The 25,897-nt window shown below is 62.7% G+C and carries 26 protein-coding genes; 6 read left to right on the top strand and 20 right to left on the bottom strand.

All coding sequences use genetic code 11. The annotated features are described in order from the left end of the window. Window positions 1-9: 9 nt before the first annotated feature. The 5 genes from QZ498_RS00525 to QZ498_RS00505 all read right to left on the bottom strand — a co-directional run bounded on the left by QZ498_RS00525 (window position 10) and on the right by QZ498_RS00505 (window position 3,298). On the bottom strand, window positions 10-906 hold the full coding sequence (locus QZ498_RS00525) for a LysR family transcriptional regulator (protein WP_294619121.1): 897 nt from the start codon (window positions 904-906) through the stop codon (window positions 10-12). Between the two features lie 64 nt (window positions 907-970). Continuing rightward, window positions 971-1,417 (bottom strand): cytochrome c, encoded by a 447-nt coding sequence (locus tag QZ498_RS00520; protein WP_294619119.1) that lies wholly within the window; start codon window positions 1,415-1,417, stop codon window positions 971-973. Next, the gene (locus QZ498_RS00515) at window positions 1,414-2,328 is read right to left on the bottom strand and encodes a cytochrome c (protein ID WP_294619117.1); all 915 of its coding nucleotides are present in this window, start codon (window positions 2,326-2,328) and stop codon (window positions 1,414-1,416) included. The genes QZ498_RS00520 and QZ498_RS00515 overlap by 4 nt, the downstream gene beginning before the upstream one ends. 2 nt (window positions 2,329-2,330) lie before the next feature. Then, entirely contained in the window at window positions 2,331-2,948 is a 618-nt protein-coding gene (locus tag QZ498_RS00510) for a cytochrome c (RefSeq protein ID WP_294619115.1), read from the bottom strand. Window positions 2,949-3,004: 56 nt separating this feature from the next. Continuing rightward, on the bottom strand, window positions 3,005-3,298 hold the full coding sequence (locus QZ498_RS00505; RefSeq protein WP_294619113.1) for a hypothetical protein: 294 nt from the start codon (window positions 3,296-3,298) through the stop codon (window positions 3,005-3,007). A 208-nt stretch (window positions 3,299-3,506) separates the two neighbouring features. Here QZ498_RS00505 and QZ498_RS00500 point away from each other — a divergent pair, with 208 nt between their 5' ends. Then, complete coding sequence (locus tag QZ498_RS00500; RefSeq protein WP_294619111.1) at window positions 3,507-3,920, top strand: universal stress protein; 414 nt, start codon at window positions 3,507-3,509, stop codon at window positions 3,918-3,920. A gap of 176 nt (window positions 3,921-4,096) precedes the next feature. Here QZ498_RS00500 and QZ498_RS00495 read toward each other — a convergent pair whose 3' ends face one another. The 6 genes from QZ498_RS00495 to QZ498_RS00470 form a co-directional block, all read right to left on the bottom strand. After that, window positions 4,097-4,564 (bottom strand): Hsp20 family protein, encoded by a 468-nt coding sequence (locus QZ498_RS00495; RefSeq protein ID WP_294619110.1) that lies wholly within the window; start codon window positions 4,562-4,564, stop codon window positions 4,097-4,099. Between the two features lie 136 nt (window positions 4,565-4,700). Beyond that, entirely contained in the window at window positions 4,701-5,507 is an 807-nt protein-coding gene (locus tag QZ498_RS00490) for a trypsin-like serine protease (RefSeq protein WP_294619108.1), read from the bottom strand. Between the two features lie 57 nt (window positions 5,508-5,564). Then, a complete protein-coding gene (gene glcF, locus QZ498_RS00485) occupies window positions 5,565-6,896 on the bottom strand; it encodes a glycolate oxidase subunit GlcF (protein WP_294619106.1) in 1,332 nt (443 codons plus the stop codon). Next, window positions 6,897-7,262: a hypothetical protein gene (locus QZ498_RS00480; RefSeq protein ID WP_294619104.1), complete on the bottom strand. Its 366-nt coding sequence runs from the start codon at window positions 7,260-7,262 to the stop codon at window positions 6,897-6,899. Beyond that, the gene (locus QZ498_RS00475; protein WP_294619363.1) at window positions 7,259-8,419 is read right to left on the bottom strand and encodes an FAD-binding protein; all 1,161 of its coding nucleotides are present in this window, start codon (window positions 8,417-8,419) and stop codon (window positions 7,259-7,261) included. Before QZ498_RS00475 ends, QZ498_RS00480 begins: the two co-directional genes overlap by 4 nt. Window positions 8,420-8,452: 33 nt before the next feature. Beyond that, on the bottom strand, window positions 8,453-9,892 hold the full coding sequence (locus QZ498_RS00470; protein ID WP_294619102.1) for an FAD-linked oxidase C-terminal domain-containing protein: 1,440 nt from the start codon (window positions 9,890-9,892) through the stop codon (window positions 8,453-8,455). An 82-nt stretch (window positions 9,893-9,974) separates the two neighbouring features. Here QZ498_RS00470 and QZ498_RS00465 point away from each other — a divergent pair, with 82 nt between their 5' ends. Both QZ498_RS00465 and QZ498_RS00460 read left to right on the top strand, forming a co-directional pair. After that, window positions 9,975-10,682: a DUF599 domain-containing protein gene (locus QZ498_RS00465; protein ID WP_294619361.1), complete on the top strand. Its 708-nt coding sequence runs from the start codon at window positions 9,975-9,977 to the stop codon at window positions 10,680-10,682. Between the two features lie 37 nt (window positions 10,683-10,719). After that, the gene (locus tag QZ498_RS00460; protein WP_294619100.1) at window positions 10,720-11,079 is read left to right on the top strand and encodes a hypothetical protein; all 360 of its coding nucleotides are present in this window, start codon (window positions 10,720-10,722) and stop codon (window positions 11,077-11,079) included. A 377-nt stretch (window positions 11,080-11,456) separates the two neighbouring features. Here QZ498_RS00460 and QZ498_RS00455 read toward each other — a convergent pair whose 3' ends face one another. The 4 genes from QZ498_RS00455 to QZ498_RS00440 are packed head-to-tail and all read right to left on the bottom strand — an operon-like array spanning window position 11,457 to window position 18,140. Continuing rightward, complete coding sequence (locus QZ498_RS00455) at window positions 11,457-13,508, bottom strand: hypothetical protein (protein WP_294619098.1); 2,052 nt, start codon at window positions 13,506-13,508, stop codon at window positions 11,457-11,459. Further along, the gene (locus QZ498_RS00450) at window positions 13,505-16,255 is read right to left on the bottom strand and encodes a DUF4159 domain-containing protein (protein ID WP_294619096.1); all 2,751 of its coding nucleotides are present in this window, start codon (window positions 16,253-16,255) and stop codon (window positions 13,505-13,507) included. The genes QZ498_RS00455 and QZ498_RS00450 overlap by 4 nt, the downstream gene beginning before the upstream one ends. Next, entirely contained in the window at window positions 16,252-17,136 is an 885-nt protein-coding gene (locus tag QZ498_RS00445) for a DUF58 domain-containing protein (protein WP_294619094.1), read from the bottom strand. The genes QZ498_RS00450 and QZ498_RS00445 overlap by 4 nt, the downstream gene beginning before the upstream one ends. Next, on the bottom strand, window positions 17,133-18,140 hold the full coding sequence (locus QZ498_RS00440) for a MoxR family ATPase (protein WP_294619092.1): 1,008 nt from the start codon (window positions 18,138-18,140) through the stop codon (window positions 17,133-17,135). Before QZ498_RS00440 ends, QZ498_RS00445 begins: the two co-directional genes overlap by 4 nt. A gap of 69 nt (window positions 18,141-18,209) precedes the next feature. Between QZ498_RS00440 and QZ498_RS00435 the strand changes: the two genes are divergently transcribed. Both QZ498_RS00435 and QZ498_RS00430 read left to right on the top strand, forming a co-directional pair. Then, window positions 18,210-18,788, top strand: a complete 579-nt coding sequence (locus QZ498_RS00435) for a DUF1285 domain-containing protein (RefSeq protein WP_294619090.1) — start codon at window positions 18,210-18,212, stop codon at window positions 18,786-18,788. 6 nt (window positions 18,789-18,794) lie between these two features. After that, window positions 18,795-19,538, top strand: a complete 744-nt coding sequence (locus QZ498_RS00430; protein WP_294619088.1) for a TIM barrel protein — start codon at window positions 18,795-18,797, stop codon at window positions 19,536-19,538. A gap of 64 nt (window positions 19,539-19,602) precedes the next feature. Here QZ498_RS00430 and QZ498_RS00425 read toward each other — a convergent pair whose 3' ends face one another. Both QZ498_RS00425 and QZ498_RS00420 read right to left on the bottom strand, forming a co-directional pair. After that, a complete protein-coding gene (locus QZ498_RS00425) occupies window positions 19,603-20,313 on the bottom strand; it encodes an META domain-containing protein (RefSeq protein WP_294619086.1) in 711 nt (236 codons plus the stop codon). Window positions 20,314-20,611: 298 nt separating this feature from the next. Then, window positions 20,612-22,084, bottom strand: coding sequence for an NAD-dependent succinate-semialdehyde dehydrogenase (locus QZ498_RS00420; RefSeq protein ID WP_294619084.1), 1,473 nt, complete (start codon window positions 22,082-22,084; stop codon window positions 20,612-20,614). Between the two features lie 100 nt (window positions 22,085-22,184). Here QZ498_RS00420 and QZ498_RS00415 point away from each other — a divergent pair, with 100 nt between their 5' ends. After that, a complete protein-coding gene (locus QZ498_RS00415; RefSeq protein WP_294619082.1) occupies window positions 22,185-22,976 on the top strand; it encodes an alpha/beta hydrolase in 792 nt (263 codons plus the stop codon). On the opposite strand, the gene QZ498_RS00410 is transcribed toward QZ498_RS00415, so the two are convergent. Genes QZ498_RS00410 through QZ498_RS00400 form a run of 3 tightly spaced genes read right to left on the bottom strand, consistent with a single transcriptional unit; the run spans window position 22,973 to window position 25,896 of the window. Next, on the bottom strand, window positions 22,973-23,902 hold the full coding sequence (locus QZ498_RS00410) for a metal ABC transporter permease (RefSeq protein ID WP_294619081.1): 930 nt from the start codon (window positions 23,900-23,902) through the stop codon (window positions 22,973-22,975). The two genes, QZ498_RS00415 and QZ498_RS00410, sit on opposite strands and share 4 nt — an antisense overlap. Beyond that, on the bottom strand, window positions 23,899-25,098 hold the full coding sequence (locus tag QZ498_RS00405) for a metal ABC transporter permease (RefSeq protein ID WP_294619079.1): 1,200 nt from the start codon (window positions 25,096-25,098) through the stop codon (window positions 23,899-23,901). Before QZ498_RS00405 ends, QZ498_RS00410 begins: the two co-directional genes overlap by 4 nt. Before the next feature lie 3 nt (window positions 25,099-25,101). Then, window positions 25,102-25,896 (bottom strand): metal ABC transporter ATP-binding protein, encoded by a 795-nt coding sequence (locus QZ498_RS00400; protein ID WP_294619077.1) that lies wholly within the window; start codon window positions 25,894-25,896, stop codon window positions 25,102-25,104. Between the last annotated feature and the right edge of the window lies 1 nt (window position 25,897).

The following is a 25,897-nucleotide window of genomic DNA, read 5'->3' as shown; positions in this document are numbered from 1 at the left end:
TACCCTAGGTCATAAGGGAATTTTATGCGCCTCGAACTGCTCCGCCACGTCCTGTGCCATCTGGGCGGCTTCGGCCACCATATGGCTGCGCGGCTCCCCCATATAAGACACCGAAAAGCGCAGGGGTGACGGCGTCCAGCCGGGATCAAACTCCACGATCTTGCCCTGCGCGACATACCCCGCCCCAAGCGCCCGCGGCAGGGCCGCCACACCAAGCCCGGCCTCCACCAGACGGAAACACGCCGACAAGGACGACGATGGGAAAAGCGGTATCCCCGGCCCCTCGCGCTGAAACAGCTCCGCCTTCAATTCCCGGTAAGGCCGCGTGTTGCGGGCATAGGTGATCACAGGGCGGTCGAAAAACCCCGCCTCGCTGCTCACCTGATCCACCGCCCGATACCACGCCAGATCAAACCCCGGCAGATCCAGATTATCGACCGAATATTCCGAGATCGGCCCCAAGAGAACCGCAAGGTCAATCTCCCGATCCAACAGCGCTGCGCGCAGGTTCGTCGAGATATCGACGTTGATCTCGATCTCCAGCTTCGGAAAGGTCTCATGCAGGCGGGAAATGAACTCGGGCAACCAGCATTGTGCAATCGTCTCTGACACCCCAAGGCGCAAATGCCCCTCGGTGCCGCCCGGATCAATCACATCGCGCGCCACCAGCTCGCCCAGTTGCTCGAACTGTTCGGCATGGCGCAACAAAAGCTCCCCGCGCTTGGTCAAACGAAGGCCCGTGCCCGTCCGGTCGAACAGGTCCGCCGCAAGGCTTTGTTCAAGGTTGCGAATGCGCGTCGTCACCGCCGGCTGCGTCAGGTTCAGCGCCTGCGCTGCCTTGCCGACACCGCCCATGCGCACAACCGACAAAAAGGTGCGCAGCTGTTCAAGATTGATTCGTGACATGGACCAAAGCCTATAGCAGTCCCGCGGCAGAGGAAGCGCCGAAAGCCGCGGAACTGCGCCAAGATCATTTGATCCCGTTTTCCTGCTGCAACTCCCGCACATAGGCCACGATGGCCGACACATCCGCCTTGGTCAGGCCATCCTGCGGGGGCATATTGCCGAATGACCAATGATGCGCCCGCACCCCGTTTTGCACCGCAAGGTGAAACGACATATCGCCATGATGCGAGGGTTCGTAGATCTTGTGCACCAAGGGCGGCCCGATGCCTTGCCGTCCGGCGGCATTCGTCCCGTGACACTCGGCACAGACCCCATTGAAGGCACGCTCACCAAGTTGCGCACGCTCCGACAAACTCTCGGGCAGGCGCACCTGCGCCAGGGCCGCCCCTTGTGGCACCGGCGCATTCGTCGCGCTGTCACCGTCAAACCCGCCACTGGAATTGCCCCAATTCCAAAGCGCCACACCAAAAAGCAAAAGGGCGACAGCCGTCAAGCCAAGTTTCTTGTTCATTCCGTTGTCTCCTCTGACACTGGGCCATCTTGATCCAGCAAGTACAAGGCCATTGCCCGGCGGTCTTGCGCGCTCAACCACGCCGTGCCGTCGCGCACCACTTCGCCCATGCCGCCGCCGAAGGTATCGCCATCAAGCGACACACCGGATTTCAGCGCAAAGGCCAGATCGGAAACGCTCCAACCCGCTTCTTGCAGGGCCGAGGCGGTGATCGCCGGGGCCTTGCCGCCATCGGGCAGGTCGTCATTTCCTGCCAAGGGGTGCGTCACATCCCGCCCCCCAAAAAGGTTCCGGTCTGTATGGCACGCACCACAATGCGCCAAACCATTCACCAACCACCGTCCTTGGTTCCACATCTCGGATCGGTCCGTGTCAGGCGCGGTCGCCGGCGCTTTGGCATAAGCCGCCCGCCACAGCTTCAACCCGAACCGCAAATTGAAAGGAAAGGCGATGTCATGCGCGCCCGGCGCAGCCTGCTGTGGGGCAACCGTCTGGAACGCCGCCCAGAGGTCGGCGATATCCTGATCGCTCAAATCTGCGTAGAAAGCATAGGGGAACGCCGGATAGTAAGGGCGCCCATCCGGTGCGATCCCTTGCCGGATCGCGCGGGCGAAATCCTTGACGCTCCACGCCCCGATCCCCACCGTTTCATCTTGGGTCAGGTTCGGCGGCACGAAGTGCCCGAACCCCGTTTCGATAGGCGCGCCCCCCGTCAGCGCAGGCCGCCCCGACGCGGCGTCGGAATGACAGGCAATGCATCCCCCCGCCCGCGCAAGATAGGCCCCACGCTGCGGATCGCCCTGCCTTTCTGACAAAGTGACCGCCTCGCCAATCGGCCACAGCGCCAAGGCGCCGCTTGCCGCCGTGATCGTCACAACCACGGCGGCTCCAACCACCAATATACGTCGCATGATCAGTCGTCTTTCTCGCGGAACCGATCATGGCAGGCCGAGCAGACCTGCGTCATCATGATAAAGGCCCCATCGGCAGGCATCTGCCCAATGTGATCGGCGCTCATCATACCCGCTTGGCCACCCATCATGCCGGATTGCCCCATCATACCACCTTGGCCCATCATACCGGACTGGCCGCCCATCATGCCGCCTTGGCCCATCATGCCCGACTGACCACCCATCATGCCGGATTGCCCCGCATGCAGGCCATTGTCGGCCGCTTGCTCAAGCCCAAGCGCCGCCTGTTCAAGCGCATCGGCCAAGTATTCAAACCGCTCACGATCTGTCCAAACCGTGGGCAAAACCTCCGATGGGGCATCATCCGACCCATGCGGAAACAGCGCCGTCATGTTGTCGCCAGACTGCGCCGCGATCTCACGCGCTGCCTTGCGCACGGCCTCCACATCATAAGCGGCTTCACCGCTCATCATCGGTTTCAGCGCCTTCACCGCCGCGCCCATGGATTTCATGGCCTCCATGCGTTCCTTGACAACGCCTGTCGCGCCCGAATGCGCCCATGCCCCCACAGCCAATACAGCGGTCATTGCACCGCCCAACATCAGTTTTCGAATGGTCATCATATGTCTCCTTTGATCCCGAAATTTCAGCCCTCGAACCCGAGGTAATTCAGGGATCAGGCGCGCGGAGGCGGCGGATCAGCCGTATCCTGACGCGAGCCGCGCCGCATGGCCCCGTCCGGTTTGACCAGCACAAGGCGCATCATACCCACACGCGGTGACATCGGCACAGCAACCATCGCGAAGCTGGTGCAACTGCCATCAACATGACAGCAATCTGGCACGGCCCCCTCAGATGCCACATGCATGTCAGCATCCACCACAGAGGATGTCACGACAACGCCGTGATTGCGTCCATGCGCCTCGGCAGAACCCGGTGCAAACAGGACAAGGCAGACCGCAACCAGCATAAGCAGCGGCCAACATCTCGCAACACCACGTTTCATAGCGCAAAGCATGCCCAAGGATGGTCAGGGTCACCCGCCAAAGTCAACTGATCCCACGGATCAAATTCTTGTGGGTGGCGGTTTTTGCCCATGCTGTGCCGCTGTGGGTCATCAGGTATGACAATTATGATATACCGCATGCATCCTGACCCCGCCCAAACAAAGGTGCCCCATGTCCCGCGAAACCAAGCTGATCCTCTGCCCCGTCAACCTGCGCCACGTCAAAGTGGAATACAACGCCTATGCCGAGGCCGTGGAAATGGCCCAGCGGCGCGGGGCGAAACTGATCGTCGCAACCGTCGCGCCCGAAATCGAGCGGAACCTCAATATCTACGATTCCGATAAGTACTGGGGTGATGAACTGAAAAAATTCGTCGCAGCCCATCCCGCTGAGGGCGTCGATGTCGAATGCGTCGTGCGCAAAGGGGCCACGCACCGCCAGATCGTCAAACTGGCTGATGAGCGAAAGGTCGATGTCATCATCATGGAATCCGCCAACCCCAAAGTAACGGATTATCTGCTTGGCACCACGGCCAGCCACGTCGTCACCCACGCCGAATGCTCGGTCTACGTGGTGCGCGCCTGAGCGCTTGAAGCACAAAGCCCGGCCGACTGTCGGCCGGGCCATCAGGCTCGGAAAAGCAGTGGTTAAAGCGTTCCGCCTTTAACCTGAGATATCAGCCAAAGACGGAACGTGTGCAACAATTGTGCGGAGCACGGCATTTCGCAAAAATCTGTTAGTCAGGTTTTTTGCGAAACGCTTTAGTTGACAGCCTTCGCGTCAACCACATCCTTTTCAACCGCCTCGCCGCTGGCAATCTCGATGCGGCGCGGCTTCAGGGCCTCCGGCACCTCGCGCACCAGATCAATGTGCAGCATGCCATCGGCATGGGTGGCACCGGTCACGCGCACATGGTCGGCGAGTTGGAATTTCCGCTCGAACGCGCGGGTGGCGATGCCGCGATGCAGGAAGCTGCGCTCGCTATCGTCCTCCGCCTTCTGTGCAGACACGACAAGCGCGCCGTCCTTCACTTCGACCGACAGGTCGCTTTCGGCAAAGCCAGCCACCGCAATCGAGATGCGATAGGCGTCGTCGGCGGTCTTTTCGATGTTGTAAGGTGGATAGGTGGGCTGTGCCATGTCATTGGACAGCACCCGGTCCATCATGTCGGCGATTTGGTCAAAGCCGACGGTTGCGCGATACAAGGGCGCAAGATCAAAGTTTCGCATTGGTCATCCTCCATTGAGCGATACCGATGTTGAGCCTTCCCTGATGGGACAGGCGGGTTGTGTCCGGCCCAATGAGGCGCCGGAACGAGGTTGATTTGGGATCGAGGATTGGGCTTTTCAAGGCCTGACCGACGGGTCAGGGCTTGGCAAATTTCGCGCCTGTTTGCCGGTTCTCTCCGGATGTGAAGCGGCTGGTGCCTGTCTTGGGTGTCACCACGCGCGTGTTGTCCAACTGCGCACGAAGAAGGTCCAACGGTCGCTGAAGCTGGGTCCCGAGTGACACCTTCCGACCGTCCACCTCGGCCATGGCCGACACCACCGAAACGACACGCGGTTCACCCGCGTCAAAGCTGAAGATCGGCGCACCGGAGGACCCGAAATTCACGTCGCAGGACATCACCAGCACACCGTCCTGCCGTCCCATCACATCGCACACCTCCTGAAGCGAAGGGGCCTCGGCCCGATCTGCGGCATAGGAAACAACGCCGATCCGCTGGCCCTTGCGCGGGCGAATATCGGTCTTGAAAGGAACCACCCGCGTGTTACGGATCGGGTGGTGCAGTTCCAGCAATGCAACATCGTTGCGAACACGGTCTGCCGCGACTTGGTTTTTATATTCATACTCAGGGTGGGTGACCGCCCGCTTGACCCAACGATAGGCCTCGGCCCGACCGTTGCGCCACCCGGCCAGAAACTCGATCTTCTCGATGTCGACCGCCTGACCGGTGCGCTTGTCATAAAGGCAATGCGCAGCCGTCAGAACCAGCTTGGGCGAGATCAGCGCGCCGGTGCAAAACCCGCGACCGTCGATATCAAGCCGGCCAACGGCTTGCCACATGCGGCTGTCGTCCCCCGTGTCCAACCGTTGCAGGCGGCTGTCTTGTGCCTTCGCGGCAAACCCCAGACACACCACCGGAAGGATCAGGAACAAGAACCGCAGCATGACGCCTCCGAACGATTGAAAGTTACCGAAACGAGCTAGCAGCGATTTGGGGCAAAATTAGGGCGCGGCCCGAAGGTTTGGCACCTGTGGTCCCGCTTGGCGTTCCGGCGTCAGGGCAGGCGGCTTCGGCCCTCCCGTCGCCCAATCCAGCAACTCGACGGTATGCACGACCGGCACCCCGGTGCCCGATCCGATCTGCATCATGCAGCCAATGTTGCCCGCAGCGATGATATCGGGGCCTTGCGCCTCAAGCGTTTCGATCTTGCGCGCCTTGAGTTGCTTGGAAATCTCCGGCTGCATCAAGTTGTAAGTGCCTGCACTACCACAGCAAAGGTGACTATCCTTCGGTTCCACCACAGCAAACCCGGCCCGCTTGAGCAAATCCTTGGGATAGGTCTTGATCTGCTGGCCATGCTGGAGCGAACAGGCCGCGTGATAGGCAATGACCTCGTCCTTCGGCGAACCTTCCGGCAGGTCAAGCTGCATGAGCAATTCGCTCACATCCATTGCAATCTCCGAGACACGCTTGGCATCCTCGGCCAAGGCCTCATTGCGGAACATATGGCCGTAATCCTTGACGGTCGTGCCACAACCCGAGGTGTTGATCACGATGGCATCCAAGCCGTCGCCATCCATTTCCGCCGCCCAAGCGCGGATATTCTTTGCCGCCGTGCCATGGCTTTCCTGCGTCTTGCCCATGTGATGGGTCAACGCCCCGCAACAGCCCGCGCCCTCGGCCACCACCACCTCACAACCCAAACGCGTCAGCAGGCGAATGGTGGCATCGTTTATATCGGTGTTGAGGGCCTTTTGCGCACAGCCTGTCATCAGGGCCACGCGCTTGCGCCGCTCGCCTTTTGGCGCAAAAGCCTGCGGATCGTCATTGCGCGAAACAGGAGGCACCTGCTTCGGGGCCATCTCCAACATCGCTTTCAACCGCGCATCCGGCATCAGAAACGCAAAAGGCCGCCCGATCTTGGCCCCCAGAAGCGCCAGCCGGAACCGCCCCGGATAGGGCAGGATCTTGGACAGAATCCACCTTAGCGCGCGCTCGCCCAGCGGCCGCTTGTAGTGCTCTTCAATGTACTCCCGCGCATGATCGACCAAATGCATGTAATGCACGCCCGAGGGGCAGGTCGTCATGCAGGCAAGGCACGACAGGCAGCGGTCGATATGCTTGACCGTCTTGGCATCGGGCACCCGGTCATTTTCCAGCATATCCTTGATCAGGTAAATCCGGCCCCGGGGGCTGTCCAACTCGTCGCCCAGCACCTGATAGGTGGGACAGGTCGCGGTGCAGAACCCGCAATGCACACAGGTGCGCAAAATCTGGTTGGACCGCGCGATGCCGGGGTCCTGAAGCTGCTCTGCGGTGAATTCCGTTTTCATCTATTCCGCCAACATTCTTGCTGCATATAGCCCGAACCAGGGCAGGGTGGTCGCAATCGCGCCAATCGCAAAGGCCACACGGCGCACAGCGGTTGACGCGACCTGCCGTTTGACCGCCAACATGATCAGCGACAGCATGCCAATCCACGACAGCCAGAACGCCACAAGCACGATCAGCCCCGTGTGAAATGCCCCAAGGCTTAGGTTTATCCCGTAGGTTCCGACGCCATAGGCTCCTGCCAACAGGCCAACCGTGGCCACCCAGAGAACTATGAAGTATCGCCGTGTTGCGTCTTGTTTGGACAACACCCAGAAGGCTGCCGGCCCTGCCACGAAAATAACCGCGAATGTCAATTCCAGGATCATGCCGCTTGCCCCATAAGGCCAGGGTTGAACAGGCTCTTGGGGTCGAACTTCTGGCGCAACCCGGCCTCTATCGCCGCCACCGCGGGCTTGGATGGCTGGAAGGTCGGCAGCCCTTGGCGCAGGACCTCCGGGGCCTTCAAAAGTGTGCTATGGCCGCCTGTCCGTGCCATCGCCTGATGCATGGCGGTGACAAGGGCGCGCGCGCCCTCTTCCGGTGCCGCTTCCGCCGCAGACCAGATCAATCCGCCGCCCCAGTCGAAATAATGCTGCGCCGATTGCAGTTCGCCGACAAATCCCGGCGCGTCACTGGGCTTGATCGAGGACCGCAGGATCACCGGCTTATCAGCCAGATAGGTCATATCCCTGATCCCGGCCCAAAGCTCACGACAGGCCTCGGCGTCGGTTTCCACCTTTGCCTCGCCATAGGGGGCAAGGCATTTCGCCAATTCCGCCGCCCGGTATTTCACCGAGGTCAAAGCCCCCTCAACCCGGATATGCATGACCCCGGCACTCTCGCCATACGGCCCGTAAAACGCGCCGTTCACCTCGAACGGCGTGCCAAGGGCCGCGGCCATCGCAGGCACGGCACGATCCGGCGAGACATCCGAAAGCGTCAAGGTCGCGGTGGCGGCCGGGCGCGGCAGCACCTTCAAGGCCACTTCGCTCAGCACCCCAAGCGTGCCCCATGATCCGCACATCAGTTTGTTGAGGTCATAGCCGGTGACGTTCTTCATCACCCGCCCGCCGTTCTTCAGGATACGGCCCATGCCATCGACAAAGCGCACCCCCAAAAGGCTATCCCGGCACGCCCCCACCGACGAAACCCGCCGCGGTCCCGAGATATTGCCCGCCACCACGCCGCCGATCGTCGGCGTGCCGCTCGTGCCAAGCAACTGGCGATGATCCATCGGCTCAAAGGCCAGCATCTGGCCTTCCTCGGCCAAGGCCGCCTCGATCTCGGCCACAGGCGTACCCGCCTTCGCCACGATGGTCAGGGCGCCGGGTTCATACAGGCTGATCCCGCTCAGCCCCGCAGTCGAAAGAACCTCACCCGCCTTGGGTGTTCCGATGGGCCGTGTACCGCCCCCGATGATGCGCAAGGGGGCATCGGCCCCGGCCACGATCTCGGCCAATTCGGCTTCGCTTTGGGGTGTCAACATCGTCACTTATCCAAACCTGTCAGTAGGGCATCATTCGGCGGCAATACGGCGTGCCTCGCTGTTGCTCAAAGGGAAAACCTTGGCCGGGTTCAAGAGCCACTTGGGGTCGAACACATCCTTGACCGCCATCTGGATATCCAAGTCCTCGGGCGCGTATTGATCCAGCATCAGATCGCGTTTCTCGATGCCCACGCCATGCTCTCCGGTCAGGCACCCGCCCGCCTCGACGCAGAGCTTGAGGATTTCCGCGCCAAGCGCCTCGCATTTCTCAAGGTCGCCCGGCGTATTGGCATTGTAGAGGATCAAGGGGTGCATGTTGCCGTCGCCCGCGTGGAACACGTTGGCCACATCAAGGCCAAACTCCTTCGACATCTCGCCAATCCGGCGCAGCACGAAAGGCAGTTGGCTCACCGGGATCGTACCATCAAGACACATGTAATCATTGATCTGCCCCATCGCCCCGAAGGCCGATTTCCGGCCCAGCCAGATACGCGCGCTTTCCTCGGCGCTGGTGCTTTGGCGCAGGTCCACGGGTTTATGGGTCTGGGCGATCCCGATGATCGTTTCCAACTGCTCGTCAATCTCGGCCTCGCTGCCTTCAACCTCGACGATCAGCAAGGCCTCGCAATCGGGATACCCCGCCTTGGCAAAGGCCTCGCAGGCGCGGATACAGGGGCGGTCCATGAACTCGATCGCCACCGGCAGCACACCTGCCTTGATGATGTCCGAGACAACCTGCCCGGCCACCTCGTTGCTGTCATAGCCCATCAAAACCGGCCGCGCGCCTTCGGGTTTGGGCAGAATGCGCAGGGTGGCCTCTGTCACGACACCAAGCTGCCCTTCCGACCCGCAGACAACACCCAACAGGTCATAACCACCCGCATCCATATGCGCGCCGCCCAATTCCACAACGGTGCCATCCATCTGAACCAGCGTGACCCCCATCAGGTTGTTGGTTGTCACACCATACTTCAGGCAATGCGCCCCGCCCGAGTTCATCGCGATGTTGCCTGCGATGGCACAGGCCAACTGGCTGGAGGGGTCTGGCGCGTAAAAGAATCCGTTGTCCTCGACCGCGCCCGTAACCGACAGGTTGGTGCGCCCCGATTGGACCCGGATGAACCGGTCGTCATAATTGGTTTCCAGAACATCCGTAAGGCGCGACACGCCCAAGATCACGCTGTCCTGGGTCGGCAACACGCCTCCGGCAAGCGATGTTCCCGCACCACGCGGCACCACCGGAACCCCCATCGCGTGACAGATACGCAATGCCGCCGATACCTCCTCGGTCGAGCCGGGCAAAACCACCGCCATGGGCGCACATTTGTAAGCTGTCAGCGCATCGCATTCATAGGCGCGGGTTTCCATCGGATCGGAAATCACCGCATCCGTGGGCATAGCGTCACGCAGCTTGTCGATCAGGTCGGCTTTGCGCGACAAGATCGCCGGGTTTGGCTGGGGCATTTCCATGGGCGAACACTCCTTATTGGTAAATAAATATAACCAATTGCCCCTTCTGGCAAGTTCCGTTGCATGGCGCTATCGTCACAGCATGGACTGGATGGAACGCCTGACCCTCTTTTCGAATACCGATGCTGTTGCGGTCGCGCTTTTGCTGACCGCGTGGATTGTAATCGGTTTGCTGGTTGAAAATCCACCGCAAAGCTACCCTTCGGTGTCGGTCCTCATGGCGCAATACCGGCGCGAATGGATGGTGCAGATGGTCTCGCGCGAGCCACGTATATTCGATGCGCAAATCCTCAGTTCACTCCGCCAAGGCACCGCCTTTTTCGCCTCGGCCACGATGATCGCCATCGGTGGTTGCCTTGCCCTTCTGGGAAACATGGAACGCTTCATGGGTGTTGCGTCAGACCTCACACTGGAGAACGACCCCATAATCGTGTGGGAGGTCAAGATTCTGGTTCTGTTGATTTTTCTGACCAACGCCTTTCTCAAATTCGTCTGGTCGAACCGCCTGTTTGGCTATTGCGCGGTTCTGATGTCCGCTGTCCCCAACGACCCCGCCCACCCCAAGGCCCTGCCGCGCGCGCGCAAGGCGGGGGAGATCAATATCACCGCCGCCAAAGGCTTTAACCGTGGCCTGCGGTCAACCTACTTCGCCTTGACGACGGCGGTTTGGCTATTGGGGCCCGAGGCCTTGATCGGCGCGGTGATCTTCACCTGCCTCGTGCTGCTGCGGCGTGAGTTTGCCTCGCATTCCCGTGCCGTTCTGATGTTGGCTGAAGACACCGAAACGTGAAGGCCAGCCGCGCGCAATCTAAGTTAAGCTGCATCCCATGAAACGCTTTTTCTTTGTCTGCCTCATCACGCTTTGCCCCCTTCCCGCCGTGGCGGACGATCCGCAAGTCGTTGATGTTGACCTGCAAAACCGTGGGCAGACATGGACAGTGCATGTCACATTGGCGCATCCCGATACAGGCTGGGACCATTACGCAGACGGCTGGGAGGTGCGCGACGAGGCGGGCAATTCCCTTGGTTTGCGCGTCCTGCATCATCCGCATATCGAGGAGCAGCCCTTCACACGCGCGCTTTCAGGGGTCGAAATACCCGACGGCATGCAGGCCGTTTTCATCGTGCCGCGCTGTTCCGTCGATGGCTGGGCCAAGACGGCAACGCGGGTCGATGTGCCACGATAGGGCCTCGTCAAAAGGCGAGCCGTATCGGGAAACCTCGAATTAACTTTTTGAGCGCAGTCTCACCGCAGGCCTCAACCAAAGACAGGAGCGGCAGAATGCTGCGTTTTCTTCTTCGCGCTCTCCTCGGGCCCATCAAAGCCCCACGGAACATCGAGGATCAGGGCGGTGAGTCCCGGTCCTGCAATGTCGTGGGCGGTTGCGGGGCGGGGTGCATCTGCGTTCCGGATCAATCCGAGCGTTCGGCGGGTCCACAGGCTTCGGCCAAACCCGCGCGGAGCAGGACCACGCGTCCTCGTAACCCGTCACGCGCACTCTAGGACAAATCGCGCAAATAGGCGTGGATGCCTTGGGACTCCTGCGGCGCGTTCGGTCCCGTGTCAGGTGCGCCGCCCCTCACGCAGCCAACCGCCGGTGATCAACCCTGCCGCCAAAAGCAACACCAGCCACGCGGGCAACAAGGCGGTTTGCGTCACGCTTTGGGTCTCATAAGCCCCCCTCGGCGTAATCCCGATCCAGCCGCGCCCCGATGCGGGACGCCCCGGATTCACCTCGCGGATACGGGGCAGGCCATCGGCCACCGGTTTCACGCCGCCATTCGTGGCCTCCAGGATGCTGGCAATCGGCTCGGCGCTGGCAATCGTTTCCTCGAACTCCACAGGGGAGGCCGGGCCAAGCCCGATCACGGCCATGTGCTCATCGTTTTGCAGCCGGTAAAGCCCGATTTCCGGCCCATCATAAAGTGCCTCGAAACGCCCCGGGCTGACCTCTTCCAACTCGCGGACAACCTCTTCACCCGAGGGTGTGGTGATGGTGACAGGGCCAACCTCTTCCGACAGGGACCGCCGTATGATGCGCATCTGCTGGCCCGTGGCCTCGGCCCAAAGCGCTTCTTCCTCAAGCTCGGGCTCTTTCATCATCCAATGGGCCAGCCGACGCAGCAATTCCAACTGCGGCCCACCGCCTTCGAACCCGCGGTTCCACAGCCACGCATGATCCGAGGCCAGAAGCGCCACGCGCCCTTCGCCCACCCGGTCCAGCACCAGAAGCGGACGGTCGTCCTGCCCCGTCATCACCACATCGCCCGAGGTCTGGCTGACCTCGATCTGCCGCATCCAACGGCCCCATTCTCCCTCGAATACCCGGTCCAATCCAGCAGTGACCGGATGCCGCTCTCCGAGGTCGGTCACCTCCGGACGGAAACGCTCTTCCAATACCCGCGCCGTGGGCCGGGCCGGAACAATCGATTCAATCGGTGTGCGATAGAGGCTGTCAGCACTGGCAAAATCAGGCCCCGCGGCGATCAGCACCGCGCCCCCGGTTTCCACGTAGTTGCGCACGTTATCCAGATAGAGCGACGGCAGAATGCCGCGCCGCTTGTAGCGGTCAAAAATGATCAGGTCGAAATCCTCGATCTTCTCAAGGAACAACTCCCGCGTCGGAAAGGCGATCAACGACAGCTCCCGCACCGGAACGCCATCCTGTTTCTCCGGGGGGCGCAGAATTGTGAAATGCACCAAATCCACCGAACTGTCGGACTTGAGCAAGTTGCGCCACGTGCGCCCGCCGGGATGCGGCTCGCCCGAAACCAACAATACGGAAAGCCGGTCGCGTACGCCGTTGATCTGCACCAACGCGGTGTTGTTGCGGTCGGTCAACTCACCCTCGGCCATGGGCGTGGTGAACTGCAAAACATTGCGCCCACCATGCGGCAGGGTGATCGGCAGGTCGATCTCACGGCCAAGCGGCACGTTGAAGCGCTGCGGCTCTTCCCCGTCGATGGCGATATCCAGCGGCACATCCCGCACGCCGTCGGGGGATGCGCCATCGTCGCTGATCGTCAGGGTCATGGTCACCTCCTCGCCCAGAATGGCGAAGGCGGGGGCGTTCTCGATGGTCAACTTTCGGTCCCAGTCACCCTCGCGCCCGGTGTGCAACAGATGCAGCGGCGCGGGCAAGTCCGGCGCGCGCTCCGCGTCATGCACCCGCCCGTCCGACAGCAGGATCGCCCCGGCGATCCGCCCGCGCGGCTCTTCGGCCAAGGCTTGGGCAAGGGCGGTCATGGCCTGCGTGCCGGTGTTGTCCTGACCGTCGGGTACGGTAATCCGGCGCACTTCGGTATTGGGCCGCGCGCTCAAACGATCCTCAAGGTCTTGGGCGGCCTGCGCCGTCAGCGCGGCGCGGTCCGACAGCCCCTGACTGGCGCTTTCATCCTCCAAAAGCAGCACGATATCCGACAGCGGCGCGCGATCTTCCTGCTGATACACCGGCCCCGCCAAGGCGGCGAGGACCACAAGCGCCGCCAGCCCCCGAAGCGCCCAGCCCGACAAGCCACGCCACAGCGCAAGCGCCAGCCCCGCCATCATCATGCCGCCCAAGGCGGCAATCAGCCACCAAGGCAGAAGCGGGTCGAATACGATGGTCGAGGTCATTGGCCCAGCCTGTCCAGTAGTGCCGGAACGTGCACCTGATCGGATTTGTAATTGCCAGTCAGCACATGCATCACAAGGTTCACCCCAAAGCGATACGACAACTCGCGCTGCCGTTCTCCGGCATAGCCACGGCCAACCGGGAACAAGGCGTTGCCCCGTTCATCAATCGCCCATGCCGAAGCCCAATCATTGCCCCCGATCACCACCGGCGTCACGTTGTCGTTGAGATTGCGGAACGGCATGCCCTCGACCTGTTCGGCATCGGGTGGTGCGGCCTCCACCCAGATGGGGCGCCCCGTGTGCCGCCCGGGAAAATCCTGCAAAAGGTAAAAGGTCCGCGTCAGAACATGATCGTCCGGAACCGGCTCCAGCGGCGGAATATCAAGCGGCTGCGCCAGCCGTTGCAGCATCTGACCATTGGGCGAAGAGGCCCCGAAGCCCGCCACGTTGGCATCGCGCGTGTCGAACAGGATCATTCCCCCGGTGCGCAAATATGTATTCAGCTTGGCATAGGCCTCATCCGACGGGATCGGCTGATCTCGCGTGATCGGCCAATAAAGCAGCGGGTAAACCGCCAGTTCATCGGTTTCGAGGTTAACCCCAATCGGGTCGGCAGGCTCGACCGAGGTGCGGAAAAACAGGGTCTCGGACAGACCAAAAAGCCCGGCATTCGCGGTCTCGTCAAGCTCTTGATTCCCGGTCAAGACATGCGCCAGCACCACCTCTGTTGCGGCTTCAAGCGGCTTGTCCGTGCCTTGCTGCGCCTGCGCCATCGGAGCATCGCTCAACATCAGGCCCGCCACCAGAACCGCCGTGGCGCGGGGGGGCATCAACCGCCCCGACAAGGCGAGCGAGGCAATGATATCCGCCATCAAAAGCAGCATCGCCAATCCCAAAAGCCATCCACCCAGTGGCGCCTCGGCCGGGCGTGCCAGCCCCTCCACCGGCACCCGCGCGGGCCACGCCATGGGGGTCAGCGTCGTGTCCGGTGTTGTCACGTTCAGGGCAAGCCGACGATCCGGGCCGTCATAGAGACCCGGGCGCAACCCTGGCCCCAAGACCGGCTCAATCAGGGTTTCCCCGGCAACCCCGGGCAGCGTTCCGGCATCATCCAGCCGCCCGAACCCATCCAGAACCTGCACCGGTTGCCACGTCGTCCCCTCAAGTTCGGCAGCGTCGGGTTTCGCCACCACCGAGGACACCGCCAACCGCTCCAGCATCTGGACGAACAGACCCGACAAGGGCAGGCTCGACCATTCGGCATTGGCCGTGACGTGGAACAGGACAACCTGCCCCGAACCCACCTGTTTGCGGGTCACCAGCGGGGTGCCATCGGTCAGCTGCGCGATCACCCGATTGGCCAGCGTCGGGTCGGGCTGCGCCATGACCTGCGCCGTGACCGTGACGTCATCCGGGACCGAAAGGCCGAAAAACGGGCTGTCCTCGGTGAAGGGGGCCAGCGCCTTGGGTTCGCCCCACGACATCGCCCCGCCCACGCTGCGCCCTCCGGCCCGAAGGCGCACGGGCATCAAGGGGGCCTCGGTCTCGCGGGAAATATCCGAGGCCGCAAGGCGCGGCCCGGCAAAGCGCAACAGCATCCCGCCGTCTTCGGTCCACTCCAAAAGCGCCTCCTGCTCGGCAGCGGCCAGCGTGGCCACATCGGCCAGTGCGATCACATCAGGGTTGGCTGGCAGGATATCCATCAACGCGCCATCCAGCATATCCGCCGACGGCTCCAGAGCCTGCTCAAGGTAATGCAGCGGCGACAAAAGCTCCAATCCCTCGCGGTCCTCACGCCCGGCAATCAAGGCCACCTCGCGCCGCTTCAGGCTATCGTCGGTCAGGCTCACGGCCCCGGCCTGCGGCTGTCCGGCAATTTCGAACCGGGTCAGGCGGGCGCGCAACTCCGCAGGCAGGGAAAGCTCACCTGTGGCCTGAACCTCCCCTTCGGCAAATGTCAGTGGCAGGCTGGCCAAGAGCCGCGCAATCCCTTGCGGGTCACGGCCATGCGCCTCGACGGTCACTTCGCGTTCCCCACCGGGCCGCGCGCGCAGGGCGGTCAGTTCGACAATACCATCGGCCATCACTGCAGGGCGCAGGGCAAAGGTGGGCGCGGGGCTTTCATGCACCGTCACCGCACCGCGCGCCTCAAGCGCCGCAAGCAAATCCTCGCGCCCCTCGCGTGCCAACCCGTCCGAGAACCAGCGGGTTTCAAAATCACCCTCCGGCAAAAACTCGGCCGCGCCCTGCATCTCTGGCGCCCAAGGATTGGGGGCCAACCCGGTCAGCCGCGTGCGCCACGCCTCCGCTGCCTGAAAGGCCGCAGGCTCAGGGTCCGACAGCCGCAAAAGGGCCACGGGCCGCGCCGCGCGCCCCGCCTCGGCCAGCATCGACTCCAGCAAATCCGCCTGCGCCGGCCAATCGCGCCCACTGGCCCATGAGGCATCCAGCACGATCAAAAGCGGCCCGGTGCGGGCCTCTTCCCCTTCGCCGCGCGGGTTCAAGACCGGCCCGGCCAGCCCGATAATTATCGCCGCCACTGCCAGCATCCTCAGCAGTAACAGCCACCAAGGCGTCCGGTCCGTGACGCTGTCATCATCCCGCAGGCCCAGCAAAAGCGCCACGCCGGGAAAGCGGCGGCGAATGGGTGCGGGCGGCACCGCCCGCAGGATCAGCCACAGGATCGGCAGCGCCGCCAGCGCCACCAAAAGCCAAGGCACGGTAAATCCGATGGGGCCAAGCATCATCGCGCAGTCCCCCGTTCAAAGGCGGAATAGAGCCACAAAAGCGCCGATTGCGCCGACTCCGAAGTATGGTGCAACCCATAGTGCCAGCCGGTCGCGGCACAAAGATCCTGCAACTCGGCCTTGCGTTCCGCCAAACGCTCCAAATACCGATCGCGCAGTTCCGAGGCCTTCAGCGTTTCATGGGTCAGGCTACCACCGATGGATTCGAAAATCGTCCGCCCACGGTAGGGAAAATGCTCCTCCGCCGGGTCCAGCACTTGCAGAACGACCCCGCGAATCCCCCGGTCGGCGGCCTTGGTCAGCGCTGCGCGCACGCCCTCCACCGGCCCCATGAAATCCGACAGGAACAGCGCCCGGGAATGCGGCAGCATCCCCCGCAATTCCGGCGCGCCATAATCGGGGGCCTCGCCCTCTTCGCGGGTCAAGGCCTCGGTTAGCCGGGTTATCTGCACCTGCCCGCGCCGCGGCGGCAGGTCACTTCCCGCGAGCCCCACACGCTCCCCCGCACGGTTCAGCAAAATCGCCGTGGCCAGCGCCAGAAGGCGCGCGCGATCGGCTTTTTGCGGCAACCCGTCGTCCGAGGCAAAGCGCATCGAGGCGGCATGATCCACCCAAAGCATCACGCTTTGCGCAATCTGCCATTCGCGTTGCTTGATGAACTGCGTGTCGCTCTTGGCCGAGCGCCGCCAATCAATCATCCGGCGCGAATCCCCCGGTTGCATCGGGCGGTATTGCCAGAAATCATCGCCCACCCCCGCGCGCCTGCGGCCATGCTCGCCCAGCAAGACAGCCCCCGCCAAATGCTCGGCCCGGGCCAGCAGAGGGGGAAGGGCGGCGGCTTCTGCCTCGGCCCTTGGGCGTAGGGGGGCGGTTTGGGTCACGCGGCGGCCTCGCTCCGAGTGATCTGCCCCACGGTATCGGCAATCAGCGCATCAAGGCTTTCACCCCGCGCCCGCGCCGCGAAACTCAGCGCCATCCGGTGCACCAGCACCGGCTGCGCCATGGCGGCCACGTCATCAATGTCGGGCGCCAAGCGCCCCTGCAACATCGCCCGCGCCCGACAGGTCAGCATCAGCGCCTGCGCCGCCCGCGGCCCCGGCCCCCACGCCACCGAGGCGCGCACGTTTTCCGGCGCGCTCGGGTCCTCGGGCCGGAAGGCGCGGACCAAATCCAAAATCGCCTCCATCACGCCCTCACCCACCGGCATCCGGCGCAGCATCCCCTGCGCCGCGATCAATTCCTCCGGCGTGAAAACCTGATGCGCCTCCTCTTCCTCGGCCCCGGTGGTGGCGAGCAAAATTTCCCTCTCGGTATCGCGATCGGGGTAGGGTACGTCAATCTGCACCAAGAAGCGGTCCAATTGCGCTTCCGGCAAGGGGTAGGTGCCTTCCTGCTCAATCGGGTTTTGCGTGGCCAGCACATGGAAGGGCGGGGTCAGCGGGCGGTCTTGCCCGGCGACCGTCACCTGCCGTTCCTGCATCGCCTGCAACAGTGCCGATTGCGTCCGCGGTGAGGCGCGGTTGATCTCATCAGCCATCAAAAGCTGGCAAAAAATCGGCCCCGGAATGAACTTGAACTCCCGCGTGCCATCGGCCCCGGTTTCCAAAACCTCTGAGCCCAGAATATCCGCTGGCATCAAATCGGGCGTAAACTGCACCCGGTTGGCATCAAGGCCCATCACCTTCGACAGGGTTTCAACCAGCCGCGTCTTGCCCAAGCCCGGCAAACCGATCAGCAACCCATGCCCGCCCGACAAAAGCGCCGACAACGACAGGTCCACCACCCGCTCCTGCCCGATGAACCGGCGGGTGATCGAGGCGCGCGCCTGTGCCAGCTTTCCTTCAAGCGCCTCAAGCCCGGCCAAAAGATCGGCATCATCGGACATGGCAAAACCCTCCTGTGATCTATATCCTTACCTATGAGTGTATCGCGCGAGATGGAAATGGCAAAAGCAATGAGCAAAGACACGATCACGACCCCGTCAGCCGAAAGCCTCGCCGAGGCCGCCCGCGCCGCCCAAGGCAAGGGCCTGCCGCCTGTGCATCAGTGGAATCCGCCGTTTTGCGGCGATTTGGACATGCGCATCGCCCGTGACGGCACATGGTTCTACCTTGGCACACCGATTGGGCGGCCCGAGCTTGTTCGGCTGTTTTCTACCATTCTGCGGAAAGACGATGACAAGTATTTCCTCGTCACCCCGGTGGAAAAAGTGGGAATCACCGTCGATGACGCGCCTTTTGTTGCCGTCGATTTCGAGGCCGAGGGTGAGGGTGAATCGCAAGAGCTGGTGTTCGAAACCAATGTCGGCGACCGCATGGTCGCCGGGCCGGAAAACCCGATTCGCGTAGAACGCGACGCTGACACCGGTGAACCCTCACCCTACGTCCTCATCCGCGACAATCTTGAGGCGCTCATTGACCGCAAAAGCTTCTACCGGCTGGTCGATATCGGCGCGCATGTGGATGGCTGGTTCGGCCTCTGGTCGGGGGGCGAATTTTTCCGCATCATCCCCTCGTCGGACCTGCCCGACTGACGCCCGGTGCCCCGCTTCGCCGCCAACCTGACGCTGCTTTTCACCGAGTGGCCAGTGGCCGAACGCGCCATGGCCGCGCGAAAGGCCGGGTTTGAGGGGGTCGAGGTTCTGTTTCCCTACACCTCGCCCGACTGGCCCAAGGCCTTGGCCGATGCTGACCTGCCCGTGGCCCTCATCAACACCCCCGCACCGGATTGGGACAGCGGCGGGCGCGGCGTGGCCGCCGTTCCTGGGCAAAAGGCGCGCTTTCGGGCCGAATTCGACCAAGCGCTTGAGATGGCTCACAACGTGAACGCCGCCCGCATCCACATTATGGCCGGGCTGGCCGAGGGGCCGCGCGCCAATGACACTTTCCTCGAAAATCTGCGCTGGGCCACCGAGGAGGCAGGCAACATCCCCCTGACGATCGAACCGATCAACCCCATCGAAATCCCCGGCTATTTCCTCAACGATTTCGATCAGGCGGCGGGCATCCTTGATGCGCTCAACGCCCCCACCCTCGCCCTGCAATTCGATGCCTACCACGCCCACCGCATCACCGGCGATGTCATGGGTACATGGGCCAAACACGGGGCCCGCGCCGCACATGTGCAAGTGGCCGGCCACCCCGGCAGGCACGAACCCATGAGTGGCGAAATCGACTATCCGGGATTTTTCGCGAGACTGGACTCCGAGGGCTACCAGGGCTGGGTCAGCGGCGAATACCACCCCAAGGCCCGCACCGAAGACGGGCTAAGCTGGATCATTTGAGCAACCGGGCGCTCATCACTGCCGTTCTTCGCGAGGAAGGCCGCAAGGCCTGATGAGCGCGCCCTCACCGCCGCGCAGTCAAAAGCGCCTCACCCTCAGGCCCACCAATCAACAACAGCGCTTCGGTCTCATCGAAATCAAACCGCCGCACTTGGCCGAGGGCCGCCAGCGTCTTGCGCTCCAGATCCATCAGCGATTCGGCACAGGCCATCTGGGTCGAAGCCAACTGCCCGAAAGATACCCCTTCGCCGGTCAAATCATACCCCCCGAAATACCGGTTGCAGGCGGCCCGCCCGCTGACGCGGCCCTCGACATCGAAGGCGATCGTCACCTCGGCGCCGTCGATCACGCCACCACCCGAGACATTCTCGACCTGCCATTCCGCGCCTGTCAAAAGGTCTTGGGGATCACCCGCACAGCCGCGATACTCCTGACCGTCCAGTGACAGCACCGCGCGCTGCGGATAGGGCATCCCGCTCATGTCATCCCGGCACAGCTGATCCTCCACCTCCAGCCGCGCATTGATCTGCGGCATCTCAAGGGTCTGGCCCATATCCGTCACCTGCGTCGCGCTACGCGGGGTGCTCCGGGTGTCCTCCCCATAGGCCGCCACGATCTCAACCGCATCGCCCCCCACCGTCACGCGCCACCCCGGCTCGTTGCCGCGCGCCACGAATTCAGCCTCAAGACTGTCCAGCGGTCCCGCCCCTTTCTGGGCGCAGGCGGGAAGGGCGGCAAGGCAAAGGCTTGCAAGAACGGTACTCAAACGCAGCATCGGAAAATCCTCCTTGGTGTCACGCAGATCTAAGCACGCCTCACACCAATTGCGAAATCACCCGATCAAAGCGCGCGAAAAACCGCGACCGGGTGCGACTACCCCTCGCGAAGAAGCCCGCAAGGGCTGATGAGCGGCGGCGCAAAAAAACGTACAAAACTCCCGTAGGTTTCTCACCGCACGCCCTGTCAATCCGCCGGGCGTCGGTAAAAAGCACCGACGCAATACCGACGCAATACCGACGTGATGCAGACAGCGGTTTTTCCCGTTAACCCAAGGGGTTCCCCCCGCTTCGAACTCACACGCTCATGCAGACGTATTTCATCTCGATGAATTCCTCGATGCCATGGTGGCTGCCCTCCCGGCCAAGCCCCGATTGCTTGATCCCGCCAAAGGGGGCCACTTCGGTCGAGATGATGCCGGTGTTCACGCCCACGATCCCGTATTCCAAAGCCTCGGCCACCTTGTAAACGCGGCTCAGGTCCTTGGCATAGAAATAGCTGGCCAAGCCAAAGATCGTGTCATTGGCCAGTTCGATCACCTCGTCCTCATCCTCGAACTTGAAGAGCGGTGCCAAGGGGCCAAAGGTTTCCTCGGTCGAGAACTCCATCTCCTTGGTGGCGCCGGTGACGATGGTGGGGGGCAGGAAATACCCCGGCCCCTGTGGGGCCTCACTATCCCCAAGGATCACATTCGCGCCTTTGGCCTTGGCATCAGCGATATGGTTTTGAACCTTTTCAACCGCCTGCGCGTTGATCAGCGGGCCAAGCGCCACGCCGTCTTCCATGCCGTCGCCCATCTTCAACTTCTCAACCGCCGCCTTCAGTTTCTCGGCAAAGGCATCATAAACGCCGGCCTGCACATAGATCCGGTTGGCACAAACACAGGTCTGCCCGTTGTTGCGGAACTTGCACATGATGGCGCCTTCCACGGCGGCATCCAGATCGGCATCGTCAAACACGATGAAGGGCGCATTGCCGCCCAGTTCCATCGAGCATTTCATCACCTGATCGGCAGCTTGCCGCAGCAGGATGCGGCCCACGTTCGTGGACCCGGTAAAGGTCAGTTTCCGCACGATGGGGTTTTCGCAGAACTCCTTGCCGGTCTCGGATGCATTGGAGGATGTGACCACCGAAAAGACCCCCTTGGGAATACCCGCCCGCTCGGCCAGAACACCCATGGCCGTCGCCGAAAGCGGCGTCAGTTCCGCAGGCCGCGCCACAAAGGCACAGCCCGCCGCCAGCGCCGGGGCGGCCTTGCGGGTGATCATCGCATTGGGGAAGTTCCATGGCGTGATCGACGCGGCGACCCCGATGGGCTGTTTCATCACGGTAATGCGCTTGTCGCGCTGGTGGCCGGGGATGGTTTCGCCGTAAACGCGCTTGGCCTCTTCAGCGAAAAACTCGACGAAACTGGCGCCATAGGCAATCTCGCCCTTGGCCTCGGTCAGCGGCTTGCCCTGCTCGGCGGTCAGGATGGTGCCAAGGTCATCCTGGTTTTCCATCATCAGATCGAACCATTTGCGCAGCACCGCAGCACGTTCCTTGCCAGTCCACTTGGCCCAGTCCTTCTGTGCGACCTCAGCCTCGGCAATCGCCTTGGACACCTGCGCACGGCTCAGGTCGGCCACATGGGCAATAACGTCACCACGGGCCGGGTTCGTGACCTCGAAGGTCCCCTCGTCGCCATCCACCCAGTCACCGGCCAGATAGGCCTGTTCGGCCAAAAGGCTGGGGTCTTTCAAAAGCGATTTCAGATCGGTCTTGGTCATGGCGTCTCTCCCTTTGGTCTGAATGCGCGATGGCATGGCACCTTGCGCGTGTCTTGCCAAGAGACCTAGGGTATTGCGCAAGGCAATGGAAGGGATGACCATGAAACCGCTGGATGACGCCTACGCCAATGCCGCGCATATCCCAGATGCGGATGACTATCCGCCGCGCTGGGCGCGATTGGCGGCAGAGTTTCGCAAAGGGCTTGAGGAGGAGGGCCGCGCCAGACTGGGCCTTGCCTATGGCGACAGCCTCCGGCAGGTCATGGACATCTTTCTGCCTGATGGCGCGCCCGAGGGCCTTTGTGTCTTTGTTCATGGGGGCTACTGGCTACGGTTCGACAAGTCCTATTGGTCGCAATTCGCCGCCGGTCCCTTGGCCCGGGGTTGGGCCGTGGCGATGCCCTCCTATGACCTCTGCCCCGATGTCAGCATCGCCCAGATCACCGATCAGATCGAACAGGCCGTGACCTTTGCAGCAACCCAGGTCGATGGTCCAATTGCCCTCACCGGCCATTCCGCCGGGGGCCATCTGGTCTCACGGATGGCGGTCCCGGGGGTCTTGCCCGATGATCTGGCCGCGCGCCTTTCCTCGGTCGTACCGATTTCCCCCGTGGCCGACCTACGCCCGCTGCTGGAAACCTCCATGAACGATCAATTCAGGATGAACATCGCCACCGCCGAGGCCGAAAGCCCGGTATTGATGACGCCGGTGGATGTCCCGGTAAAAATCTGGGTCGGGGCCAATGAACGTCCCGTGTTTCTGGATCAAGCGCGATGGCTCTCCGAGGCATGGGACGCCCCGCTGCACATCGCCCCCGGCACCCATCATTTCGATGTCATCGAGGCGCTGAAAGACCCCGAAAGCGCCATGGTGCGCCACATCTGCGGTTAGCCTTCCGCCGCGGCCCCAACCGGCGCCCGATGCGGCCCGAAAACCGCGGCCAGCCCAAGGATCACGCCCGACACCGTGGCGATCATCCCCGCCGCGCTCACCGCATCGTCAAAGCCCAGCCATAGCGGGCCGTATCCGGCCAGAACATAGCCCAGCACCGCCGAGATCACGGCAAAAACAACGCTCCAGGCCACCTGTACCTCCAACCGGTTGGTCATCAACCGTGCGGCAGCGGGCGGGCAGATGAACATCGCGATCACGATGATCGACCCCACCGCATCAAAGGCCGCGACCGCCGCAATCGCCGCGACGATGACCAACGACAGGCCCAAGGCCCCGGTCGGCAGGCCCACCGTCCGGGCAAACCCCTCGTCAAAACTGCTGATCTTCAACGGCCGCCAGAAAACCCATGTGAAGGCACTGACAAACAGCATGGTCGCCAGCATACGGGGCAGCTCGGGTGGCAGCCCCTTCAAAGCCTCCCATTCGAATAGCGACGACCAGCCAAAGGCATCCAGCCAGATCAGGCTTTCCAGATTGCCATAAAGCGCGTGCTGCACGTCCAGATGCACATCCGATGTATCCGACTGCTCCAACAGCAGCACACCCCCGGCAAACATCGCGGTAAAGACCACGCCCATCGCCGCCCCCGGCTCGATCTTGCCCAAGCGGCGGATCACCTCGATCAATGCCACCGCGACAAGGGCCGCCACCCCCGCGCCCAGCATCATCGGCAGCGCGGCAATCACGCCGGTCACCAGAAAGGCCGCCACGATCCCCGGCAAAACGACATGCGAGATTGCATCGCCAATCAACGCCTGCCGCCGCAGCAACAGGAAGTTCCCGGGCAGGGCACAGGCCACGGCGGCACAGGTGCCAATCACCATCGGCGGCAAAGACAGGGCCACGAATTCCTCACCCATCATGTGATCCCCTCTGGCCGCAACTGCCGATCCAATTCCGCGATCTGATCCGGGGTCAAAACCCGCTCCAACGGGGTCAACCCGTCGTACCGCGCCGCCGCTGCCTCGTGCCGCGGATCGCTGCGCAGCAGGTGCCAGCGGCGCTCATCCAACAGCGCACGAGCGGCCTGCGCGCGCCCCGCCTCGGTCGCCACACCATCGGGCCGCAAATGCCCCGCCGCCCGCATCAGGCGCAGGGTCAGGCCCTCGTAAATCGGCTGGCCCTGCGCCAGTGCCAGCAAGCCTTGCCGCAAATGCACCCGGCGCTGAAACCGCCGGTGTCGCAGAGCGGCGGCCAAAACCCCGCGCCCCGGCGCCAGCAGAAGCGACACCAAAAACAGCGCAAAGGCCACCAGCACGATAATCGGTCCGGTGGGCAGGTTCGGCGCCGTCGCCGACCACGCCGCGCCAATCCACCCCGAGGCCCCGCCAAGCGCCCCGGCACTCGTCACGACACGGCCCACCCGTTCGCTCCAGAACCGCGCCGCGACGGCGGGAATGATCAACAGCGCCACGATCAGGATCAGACCGACAACCTTCAACCCCACCACCGTAATCGCCATGGCCAAGCCCATCATCGCCAATTCGATCCGCCGCACATCGCCACCGCTGGCGGCGACATACTCGGGGTCAAAGGCCACCGCCGCCATCGGCCGGCGCAACAGCATCACCAGCGCCAGAACCACCGCACCGCCCAGCGCGATCACCACCGCATCATCCCACAGCATCCCGGCGGTCGATCCCAAAAGGAAGGTTTCCAACCCGGCCTGCCGCCCGGCGGTCATCGATTGGATCACCGTCAACAACACGATCCCGAACCCGAAGAACACCGACAGCACCGCGCCAATCGCCGCGTCCTCGCTCAACCGCGTCGCCCGGGTCAGCCAACTGACACACAAAAGGCCCACCCCAGCCGACAGGGCCGAGCCCAGCAAAAGCCCCAAAAGCGCCCGGCCATCGCCGCCCAACGCCACCATGACGATAAAGGCCAGCCCGACACCGGGTAGGGTGGCATGGCTGATCGCATCGCTCACCAAGGCGCGTTTGCCAAGAAACAGGAAAACCCCGGTTGCACCCGCCGCCATGCCCAAAAGCGCCGCGCCGATGGTGACCAGCGTGGCGTTATAGCCAAGTTGCAGGAACATTGCCTCCCAAAGCATGGCTTAGCCCACCGCGCCCTTGGGCAGGTTCGCCAACCGCCCGCCATAGGCCGATTGAAGGGTCTCTTCGGTAAAACTGCTCTCTACCGGCCCCTCGGCCACCTTGTGGGTATTGATCAGGAACACACGGTCGAAATAATCGCGCACCGTCGACAGGTCGTGATGCACGGCCACCACGGTTTTGCCCTTGGCCTTGAGGTCTTTCAGCACGGCGATAATCGCCTTTTCCGTGGCCGCATCGACCCCCGCGAAAGGCTCATCCAACAGGTACAGGTCCGCCTCCTGCGCCAAGGCGCGGGCAAGGAACACCCGCTGCTGCTGTCCGCCGGAAAGCTGGCCAATCTGACGGTCGGCAAAGCCCTCCATGCCAACCCGCGACAGACACGACACCGCCCGCTCAAGATGCTTGGTGCGCACCCGGCCCAAAAGGCCCAATTCGCGCTGCATCCCCATCAGGACAACGTCGATCACCCGCGTCGGGAAATCCCAATCGACGCTGGCGCGCTGCGGCATATAGGCAATGCGCGCCCGCATCTTGCCCAAAGGCGCACCCCAACAGGTGACATTGCCCGACAGCGGTTTGACCACGCCCAAAGCAGCCTTGAGAAGCGTTGATTTGCCCGCGCCATTCGGCCCGATGATCGCCGTCATCGCGCCGGGCTCCACCGTCATATCGACCGAAAAGATTGCCGGTTTCTCACCATAACTAACCGTCAGGCCGCGAATGGCCATCGGGCTGTGGCTTTGGTCGGCTTGTGGCTGCGGGTGACCGCTCTCACGGGCCAGTTTCAACGCCATC

The organism is uncultured Roseovarius sp. (assembly GCF_913057115.1).
Lineage (GTDB): Bacteria > Pseudomonadota > Alphaproteobacteria > Rhodobacterales > Rhodobacteraceae > Roseovarius.
Note: the sequence above shows the minus strand (reverse complement) of the source record. Positions and strands in the feature narration are given on the sequence as shown.